Origin of the sequence: Microbulbifer sp. (genome assembly GCF_036563125.1) — a bacterium.
In the GTDB taxonomy this organism is placed as follows: domain Bacteria; phylum Pseudomonadota; class Gammaproteobacteria; order Pseudomonadales; family Cellvibrionaceae; genus Microbulbifer.
Map to the genome: position 1 here is coordinate 18,768 of NZ_DATCMV010000036.1, position 9,115 is coordinate 27,882.

The 9,115-nt window shown below is 62.3% G+C and carries 10 protein-coding genes; 5 read left to right on the forward strand and 5 right to left on the reverse strand.

Annotation, left to right across the window (positions count from 1 at the left end; genetic code table 11):
• Nucleotides 1-268: 268 nt before the first annotated feature.
• The 5 genes from pcnB (at nt 269) to VIL80_RS02925 (ending at nt 4,849) form a co-directional block, all read left to right on the forward strand.
• Nucleotides 269-1,789: a polynucleotide adenylyltransferase PcnB gene (gene pcnB / locus VIL80_RS02905; protein WP_332034656.1), complete on the forward strand. Its 1,521-nt coding sequence runs from the start codon at nt 269-271 to the stop codon at nt 1,787-1,789.
• A 13-nt stretch (nt 1,790-1,802) separates the two neighbouring features.
• Nucleotides 1,803-2,279 (forward strand): 2-amino-4-hydroxy-6-hydroxymethyldihydropteridine diphosphokinase, encoded by a 477-nt coding sequence (gene folK, locus VIL80_RS02910; protein ID WP_332034657.1) that lies wholly within the window; start codon nt 1,803-1,805, stop codon nt 2,277-2,279.
• A 137-nt stretch (nt 2,280-2,416) separates the two neighbouring features.
• The gene (locus tag VIL80_RS02915) at nt 2,417-3,079 is read left to right on the forward strand and encodes a deoxynucleoside kinase (protein ID WP_332034666.1); all 663 of its coding nucleotides are present in this window, start codon (nt 2,417-2,419) and stop codon (nt 3,077-3,079) included.
• Nucleotides 3,080-3,142: 63 nt separating this feature from the next.
• Nucleotides 3,143-3,958, forward strand: a complete 816-nt coding sequence (gene panB, locus VIL80_RS02920; protein ID WP_332034658.1) for a 3-methyl-2-oxobutanoate hydroxymethyltransferase — start codon at nt 3,143-3,145, stop codon at nt 3,956-3,958.
• Nucleotides 3,959-4,000: 42 nt separating this feature from the next.
• Nucleotides 4,001-4,849 (forward strand): acyl-CoA thioesterase, encoded by an 849-nt coding sequence (locus VIL80_RS02925; protein WP_332034660.1) that lies wholly within the window; start codon nt 4,001-4,003, stop codon nt 4,847-4,849.
• A gap of 25 nt (nt 4,850-4,874) precedes the next feature.
• Here the strand turns inward: VIL80_RS02925 and zntB are convergent, their stop codons facing one another.
• The 5 genes from zntB to VIL80_RS02950 form a co-directional block, all read right to left on the reverse strand.
• Nucleotides 4,875-5,843: a zinc transporter ZntB gene (zntB, locus tag VIL80_RS02930; protein ID WP_332034661.1), complete on the reverse strand. Its 969-nt coding sequence runs from the start codon at nt 5,841-5,843 to the stop codon at nt 4,875-4,877.
• Between the two features lie 51 nt (nt 5,844-5,894).
• Nucleotides 5,895-6,758: a D-hexose-6-phosphate mutarotase gene (locus VIL80_RS02935; protein ID WP_332034662.1), complete on the reverse strand. Its 864-nt coding sequence runs from the start codon at nt 6,756-6,758 to the stop codon at nt 5,895-5,897.
• A 71-nt stretch (nt 6,759-6,829) separates the two neighbouring features.
• On the reverse strand, nt 6,830-7,603 hold the full coding sequence (locus VIL80_RS02940) for an MBL fold metallo-hydrolase (protein ID WP_332034663.1): 774 nt from the start codon (nt 7,601-7,603) through the stop codon (nt 6,830-6,832).
• Between the two features lie 18 nt (nt 7,604-7,621).
• Nucleotides 7,622-8,800 (reverse strand): outer membrane protein assembly factor BamC, encoded by a 1,179-nt coding sequence (locus VIL80_RS02945; protein ID WP_332034664.1) that lies wholly within the window; start codon nt 8,798-8,800, stop codon nt 7,622-7,624.
• A 114-nt stretch (nt 8,801-8,914) separates the two neighbouring features.
• Nucleotides 8,915-9,115 (reverse strand): dihydrodipicolinate synthase family protein (locus VIL80_RS02950; protein WP_332034665.1); only part of this gene is annotated, 201 nt, incomplete at its 5' end.

Below are 9,115 nucleotides of genomic sequence, written 5' to 3' on the forward strand. Positions count from 1 at the left end.
TTGCTGAAAAGCAAATTGATAGCGCAAGGAAGCCGCTGCCTTCATACCGAATAACAATAATTCCCTTCTTTTCTTTCTCATTTGATGCACACATTTGCTGGCCCCCGCAGGGAGCGGGACCGGCAGCTGTGCGTTGCGCTGTCTGTGTTAGAATCCGCCTCCATACGAGTCAGGAACACCGCCATCCCGGTGCCACCTCGCTTTGAGCCACCAGGATCAACCGTACAGCCGCCCGTAACAAAGGGCTGCGGATAACACAGTAAGCCGTATGTTCAATTCCCTGATCAGCAGCATCAAACGCTGGCACAGCAAATCCAAAGCCGCCGACGCCCATGGCGATCCCGCGGACAAAGGCACTTCAACCGCGCCCAATGAGGGCCGCAGCAAGCCGCCGCGCAAGAAATCCCCCAAGTCAACCAAACCGAAGTCCGGTAACGCCGGTGTCTCCCGTGTGGTTGTTCCCCGCAGTGATCACAGTCTTTCCCGCCGGGATGTCAGTCGCGCGGCGCTTACGGTAATGAAGCGCCTGCAGGAAGGCGGCTTTGAAGCCTACATCGTCGGCGGCGGTGTGCGCGATCTGCTGTTGGGCGGCCACCCCAAAGATTTCGACGTAGCTACCGATGCCACGCCGGAGCAGGCTCGCCAACTGTTTCGCGGTTCGCGCATCGTCGGCCGCCGCTTCCGTATCCTGCACGCGCGCATCGGCCGCGAGGTGATCGAAGTCACTACCTTCCGCGGCCACCACAGCGATGGCGAGGAGCACGAGGCACAGCAGTCCGAACATGGCATGCTGCTGCGCGACAATGTCTACGGCGACCTCGAAAGCGATGCTATCCGCCGTGATTTCACGGTTAACGCGCTCTACTACACCACTAACGGCTTCGAAATCCACGACTACACCGGTGGTCTGCGGGATATTGAGCAGCGCCTGATCCGGATCATCGGCGATCCGGAAACCCGCTATAAGGAAGACCCGGTGCGCATGCTGCGCGCGGTGCGCTTTGCCGCCAAGCTCGACTTCAACATCGAATCCGCCACCGCTGCGCCATTGAAAGAACTGGCGCCGCTGCTGCGCAATATCGCCCCAGCGCGCATGTTCGACGAGGTGCTAAAGCTGCTGATGAGCGGTCACGGTGAGCGCACCTTTGAACTGTTGCGGCAGTACCAGCTGTGGCAGCACCTGTTCCCGGACAATGCCCGCCTGCTGGACAATCCGGAAGCCCTGGCGCTCACCCGCCAGGCGTTGCGCAACACCGATACCCGCATCCGCGAGGACCTGCGGGTAACACCGGCATTCCTGTACGCGGCACTGCTGTGGCCGGGGGTCAACGCCGAGCAGCAATTCCTCGAGAGCAAGGGGATACCGCCGGTGCCGGCACTGGCCCAGGCGGCACAGAAAATCACCAGTAATCAGTTGGTGCACACCGCCATTCCCAAGCGTTTTACCATGCCGATGCGCGAGATCTGGGACATGCAGTCGCGCCTGCCCCGTCGCACTGGCGAACGCGCCTTCCGCCTGATGGAGTTGCCCAAATTCCGCGCGGCCTACGATTTCCTGTTGTTGCGGGAAGACAGCGGCGAGATTCCTGCGGGTCTCGGCCAGTGGTGGACCGAGTTCCAGCAGGCGGATGAAGAACAGCGACTGCAGATGGTCCGTGACCTGCCGCGCAATGGCGGTCCGGGTAGCGGTGGCAAAGGACGCGGGCGGCGCAATCGAGGCGGCCGCAATCGCGGTGGTCGCCAGGGTGGCAATCGTCAGGGGGGCGGCGCGGAACGCCCGTCGAATTGAGCGGAATTCACAAGTGACACGCTGTTATATTGGCCTCGGCAGTAATCTCGAGGACCCGGCTGCGCAGCTGCGCAGCGCCCTCGCACGTATGCACGAGATTCCACAGACCGAGGTTTGCGGCTGCTCGAGCTTTTATACCAGCGCGCCGATTGGCCCCGGCGAGCAGCCGGATTACGTCAACGCGGTTGCCTGCCTGGATACCCAACTGACCGCAGAGGGGTTACTGGATGCACTGCAGGGTATTGAGAACCTGCACGGCCGCAAGCGCACCCTGCGCTGGGGTGCGCGCACCCTGGATCTGGATGTACTGCTGTACGGTGACGAGACGCTGGATACAGTGCGCCTGGTCGTGCCGCACCCGCGTATGGCCGAGCGCAATTTTGTGCTCGAGCCACTGGCGGAACTGGCGCCGGACCTGACCATGCCCGATGGCACTCCGCTGCAGACACTGCTGGCACAGTGCCCGGACAACCGGTTACATCGACTGTGATCCGCGAACATTCGCCACTCCAGCAATAACCAGTGATCCAGGAATAAGAAGGAATCAGGGAAAAAGAAGGAGCAACCCCGGTGACAAAATCCTCCGTATCCGAAAAGAAGCCTTCCGAAGACTACAGTGCAGAGAACCTGGCCCAGGAACTTAACCTGCAGGGCCGCAACCTGCCCCGCTTTATCGCCGTTGAGGGCAATATTGGCGTCGGCAAGACCACTCTGGCAAAGAAGCTCGCAGCCACCTTCAATTACGACACGCTGCTCGAGCTGCCGGAGGATAACCCCTTCCTCGAGCGCTTCTACCGCGATCCCAAAAGCGCTGCCCTGCCCACGCAGCTGCACTTCCTGCTGCAGCGCTCACAGCAAATCCAGGCCCTGCGCCAGGACGACCTGTTCAAACCGGTGCGGGTGTCCGACTTCCTGATCGAGAAAGACCACCTGTTTGCGGAAGTTACCCTCGACAGCGATGAACTGCAGCTCTACCACCAGGTCTACCAGCACCTGACCCTGGAGGCCCCCAAACCGGATCTGGTGATCTACCTGCAGGCGCCGCTCGAAGTACTGCAGCAGCGAATCCACAAGCGCGGTATTGCCGCCGAGCGCAGCATCAGCAACGAATACCTGGCCACCCTCAACGAGGCCTACACCAATTTCTTTCACTACTACGATCAGGCGCCGCTGCTGATCGTGAACTGCGCTGAGATCGACATCGTCGACCAGCAGCGGGACTACCTGCAACTGGTGGAATATCTGCTCGAAATCAAGAGCGGCCGCCACTACTACAATCCCGGCCGGTAAGTTTGCACTTACCAACGCCGTTCGAATTACCGGGTTCAGTACCCTTTAACGCGAGTCATCACCATGCCCTACGCCTCCAGTGAGCTGACAAAACCCATTACGGTCCAGACCCTGCGCAAAATGAAGGCGGACGGAGAGAAGTTCATCTGCGTCGCCCTCTACGATGCCCCCATGGCTGCGATGGCGCAGAAGACCGGTGTGGAAACCGTACTGATCGGCGATTCGCTGGGTATGACGGTTCTGGGCTACGACAGCACCATCCCGGTCACCATGGAACAGATGATCTACCACGTGGAGGCGGTGGCCCGCGGCAACAAGAAGTCCCTGATCATGGGCGATCTGCCCTTTATGACCTATGCCACCCCGGAGCAGGCACTCACCAACGCCACTCGCATCATGCAGGCGGGTGCGCACATGGTGAAAATCGAGGGCGGCGCCTGGCTCGCACCCACGGTGAAGATGCTGACCGAGCGCGGTATTCCGGTGTGCGCGCACCTGGGGCTGACCCCGCAATCGGTGCACAAACTGGGCGGGTTCCGCGTGCAGGGACGCGATGACGACCACGCCGGAGAGATCCTGAACGACGCCGTGCAGATGGATGAGGCCGGTGCCGATCTGCTGGTACTGGAGTGTGTACCGTCGGAACTGGGCAAACGCATCACCGATGCGGTGAGCATGCCCACCATCGGTATTGGCGCTGGTCCGCACACCGATGCCCAGGTACTGGTGATCAACGACATTCTCGGTCTCACCGAGAAGCCGCCGAAGTTCTCCAAGAACTTCCTGGTGGAAGCCGGCGATATTCCCGGTGCCCTGCGCAAATACGCGGAGGATGTGAAAAACGGCACCTTCCCGGATGTCGAGCACAGCTTTAGCTGATCACACCTATTAAAAAACGGAACCAGAGAAGGCCCCGCAGTAATGAATTTCAGCAGTATCCTCAACGCGGTGCGTGATGGCGAACCGGCAGCCATTCCGACGGGCTGGACCCAGGGACGCGCCACATTTGGTGGCCTGGTTGCCGCAATGCTGTATCAGTCCATCGAGGCGGAGCTGGAACAGGCTTCCCAGGGCGCAGCGGCGGACACCCCGCTGCGCTCACTGACCATCTCTTTCGTGGCTCCCGCGGAAGCGGGCACGCTGCAGACCCGCGCACGGGTACTGCGCGCGGGCCGCTCAGTGGTGCAGATCGAAGCCCACGCCAGCCAGCAGGGAAAAGGGGAACAAGCGGGCGAACAGGTGGTTACCGCCGCACTGGCGAGTTTCGGCAAAGCCCGTACCTCTTCGATTGCGGTGGCTACCGAAGCTGCGCCCGAGTTTCCCGCACCGGAAACCTGCGAGGCACTGCCCTATATCGAGGGCGTGGTACCGGAATTTACCCGCCACTTTGAATACCGTATTGGCGCCGGCGCCCTGCCCTTTAGCGGCCACAGCGAAGGCTGTATCGGCGGCTGGGTTCGCTTCCGCGAATCCGCGGGCCCCGTGAGCACCGCACATTTACTGGCACTGATCGATGCCTGGCCGCCAGCAGTCCTGCCCATGCTGAAGACCGTTGCCCCCGCCAGCTCCCTGACCTGGACGGTCGAGTTGATGCCGGCCGCCATCCAGGCAACCACGGACTCCGCACAAGCGGACAGCGGTGACTGGTGGCAATACCTGGCGGAAGTGGAGCAGGCAGAAGACGGCTACGCGGTGATTCAGGCGAGCCTGTGGAATGCCAGCGGTGTACTGATGGCGCTGACGCGGCAGACGGTATCGGTGTTTGCCTGACCGCGGCCTCGTGGCCGGGAACGTGTTACAACCACCGCTTCCATCGGAAAACCACCAGCTGTATCGCCACTGTCACCACCAGTAACACACTGAATATCGCGAACGCGTGGGGATTCTCGGAACCGGGAATGCCCCCGACATTGATACCCAGCAGGCCGGTGAGAAAGCCCAGGGGCAGGAAAATCGCGGCGATAATCGACAGCACGTACATACGGCTGTTGAGCTGCTCGGAAATTCGGCTCATCAACTCTTCCTGGGTCACCGCCGCGCGCTCGCGCACCGCATCGATATCCTCGATATGCCGAAGCAGGCGATCACTCACTTCGCGCAACTGCAGCCGGTCCGCCTCACTGATCCACTCCAGCTTTTCCCCGAGAAAGCGCGCCAGCGCCTCCCGTTGCGGGGACAGGTAGCGCCGCAGGGTAATGGTCTGCTTGCGCAGCATGGCGAGATCCAGGCGCAGATTGGCGCTGGCATCGCCCACTACCCGATCTTCCAAACCGTCAATCACGTCCTCGAAGTTATCCACAGTGTCGCTCATGCGCCACACCAGCAGGTCCGCAATTGCCACCACCAGTCCCGCGGACGAGGTCGGGCCACGCCCGCTGTCCAGCTGCGCACAGAGGTCGCTGATTGACAGCAGGCGCCGCCTACGGGTGCTGATGACCCTGGTTTCCTCTGCCCACAGGCGGATGGAGACCATGTCTTCAGGCTGGGATTCCGGGTTCAGGTTGACCCCACGCAGCGCGATCAGCAGGCCATCGCCAATACTGGTGGTACGCGGGCGGGTTTCTTCCGTCAGCAGGGCCTCCGCCACCAGCGGGTCGAGATCGGCGGGGCCGCCGATCCAGGCGCGGGCATCCGCATCGGTGTAGTCGAAATGCAGCCACAGGCGCCCCTGCGCCGGGGTCCACTGCTGCACTTCCTGCCACTGCAGCCGGCGACCGGCGCCGCGGCCGTCCAGCAGGTACGCGTGTATCAGTCCGGTTTGCATGTGGCCTCCTGCCTCCGTGTGATTCAGCAGCGTCGGTTCCAAGAGCGAGTTTCAGCGGCTGAGCTTAAGGCGGGCACTGGCGGTTTCACCCGCTTCGAGCTGCCAGCTGTCGGCAAAGGCGTTGCCGTGCTCCACACAGACGAATCCGCGGTAGTGCTCTCCGATATCGCCGATGGTGGCGGCGAGCTCGGCACCCGGATTCCAGGTGATGACGGTGTGGCAGTTGTCACTCTCTGCGGTAATCGGGTTGGGTGTGCGGATAACCTGGCGGGCGGCGGCCCGCTCGAACACGCGGTCCACTTCACCGGCAAAGGTCTGCATCCCCTCGAGGCGGTCACGGGCAAAACCGCGGGTCTTGTCGAGAAATTCGCCGCCGTCGAGTCCGTCCACTTCCACCGCATTCACATCTTCCACCGCGAAATAGCTGTGCAGCGCCCAGCTGTATTCCGCTACGCGGTCGGCGGTATTGGTGAGCGCAAGCTCAAAGGTGAGGGCATCGCCAAGGCCGATTTTCAGGGCACAGTCGAAGCTCGTCGCAAACAGCGCATCCCCGGGATGCTGGAAACGCAGCTCCAGCTCGACACTGCCGTCGGCGAGCTCCTCACTGCCCGCAAGCTCCCACAGCTGTGTGCGCACCAGACCGTGCTTGGGCTTGGAGGGATCTTTACGGTTTTCGCCAAACCACGGCAGGCACAGGGGCACGCCACCGCGCACCGCGGCGCCAGGCTCGAATAAGGTGGCGGGGCTCAGCCACAGCAACGGGGCGCGACCGGTGGCGGTAAATTCCAGCACCTGGGCGCCCTGCAGGGAAATCACCGCGCGACACAGGCCGGTCTCCACCACCAGCAGATCCAGGCCGGGTTTGCCGTACAACGTGCCGCTGTCGGTGCGCGTGAGGTAGTCGAGTGCTGCCACTGCTGGAAACTCCATTTTCGAGATTGGAATTGGGATGCGCCCCGAGATCCCGGAGGCGCCGCAATAAAGGTCTACTCTGCCTTTTCGATCTGCAGCCAGTCAAACCCTTCCTGCTGGCAGGCAAAGATACAGTTGGCGGCCTGGGCCGCGGCATCGGCGAGCGCCGCGCGGGCCAGCTCCAGGCTGTTGTTCTTTTCGCTGATATGCGCAACAACAAGGTGTTGCAACCGCTCGCTGCCGATGCGTTGCAGGAAACCCGCCGCCTGCTGGTTACTGAGGTGCCCATAGGCTCCACCCACCCGCCGCTTCAGAGAGGGCGGATAAGGCCCCTGCGCCAGCATCATCGGGTCGTGATTGGCCTCCAGCACCAGCGCATCGCAGTCGCCATAGTGGGATTCCACATGCGGTGTGATGGTGCCGAGATCGGTGAGCAGGCCGAGACTGCTGCCGCGGCTGCGGAATACGAATTGTGCCGCCTCGCGCGCATCGTGAGGCACGGCCACGGGGGTGACCTGAATATCCCCCACCGCGAAAGGCTGGTGACCTTCGATCAGCTGTACCGCCGGCAGCGCGCCGAAATCCCGCGCGCGCAGTGTGCCGGGAGTGAGGTACACCGGCAGCCGGTACTTGCGCGCCAGCGGGCCGACGCCGGCCATATGGTCGCTGTGTTCGTGGGTAACGAGAATCGCGGAGAGCTCCGCGGGGGAAAGACCGAGCCGCGCCATGCGCCGCTCGGTCTCCTTGATGGTGAAACCGCAGTCCACCAGCAGACAGTGGTCGCCGGAGGCGACCAGAGTGCCATTGCCCTTACTGCCACTACCCAGGGAGGCAAATCTGATCGCCATAATTTTCCGCTACCGACGTCAGATCAGGTTCTGACGAATGGCCATCAACAGTTCTGATGTCTTGTTGCGGCTGAGAGGCTGGCCGCGGGTATTGCGGATACGCACCTCGATGGCGTCACCTTCACCGCGCAACACCACCAGATATCCCGGGATATTGCTGTTGGGCGCGCCGCCCAGGCCCTGCCGGCCGGCAAACAGGCGCGGTTCGGCCGTGCTGGCGGTATCGATATTCGCCAGCACCTGCTGCAGGCTGTAGGCATCTGCCGCCTTGGCCTGCTTGTCGTCGTCCTTGCCGGAGCGCCAGCTGGAGAACCAGCCACTTTCCTCTTCCGAGAGTTCGCGATCGGTATCGAAGGTGACATAGAAGACGCCGATCTCGGCATCCTCTTTGTGCAGGCGATAAGCCCCGGTATTGAGTGCGTGGGCGACGGTGGCCCAGGCGCGGTTCATACCCAAGTCCAGCGCGATAAACGGCTCTTTACCTGCCGGCTCCATCACCTGCACTTTCACCTTGCCACCGCCGATGGCCTGGGCCACCAGGGATGCAGCGGCGGCGCCGCTGTTGTCCGCCGCCAGCGCGTTGGACATTTCATCGATCATCCAGCCCTCACGCTCGGGGTTGCTGGATTGGGCCGGCCACTCCACCGGGCCGCTCGCCGGCGCATCCAGGGCGGCAGCATAGTGGCGCACATGGATCTCGGTGGTATCCGGCTGCACGCCGGACTCCACTTGCAGGCGGTACTTGTCTTTGGTTTGCGGGTTTTCGCCGAACGTCAGCCACGTGGTTTCCATGGTGCCGGCACCGGCGTCGGAGGTCGCCAGCTGCAGGCCGGCGGTACGCAGGAAGTAGTGCAGCTGCGGCCAGACTTCATCTGGCGGCTGGTTCACCAGCACCCAGCGGCGGTTACCCAGCTTCTGGATTTTCACGCGATCGAGGCCGACGTTCACTGACAGCGCCTGCGGCCGCGGGACCTGGAATTCGCCGCGCTCCACTTCGCCGCTGATCTGCGGCACCTCGTAGAGTTCTTCCTGGTGCTTGGCGGTGACACCCGCGGGCATCTGCAACGGCGGCAGGCTGTCTGCCAGCTGGTAGTCATCACCGCGGTCGCGGAAGTAACCGTCCTTGCCAAAGATGCCACAGCCACCAAGGGTGGTAACCGCAGCGCACAGCAGGGCTCCGGCGGTAAATTTTGTCATTATTGGTACCTTGTCGAATCAGTCCCGATCGCAATTGTCCTGGTGCGGCAGCGGCCTGTTGGCCGTGGGCAATCGCCCGCATGCCGCGTAGTTTCTATCAGTAAGAGCTGCCTGTCAGAGCACGCCAGCACTGCGCAGTGCTTCGCGCACAACACTGTGGTGCTCGGGAGACAGAACGGTCAGCGGAAGGCGGATACCGCTGTCGATACGCCCCATTTCCTTCAGCGCCCATTTCACCGGTATCGGGTTGGACTCCACAAACAGCATTTTGTGCAATATTTCGATGCGCTGATTGATGGCGCGGGCGGTTTCCGC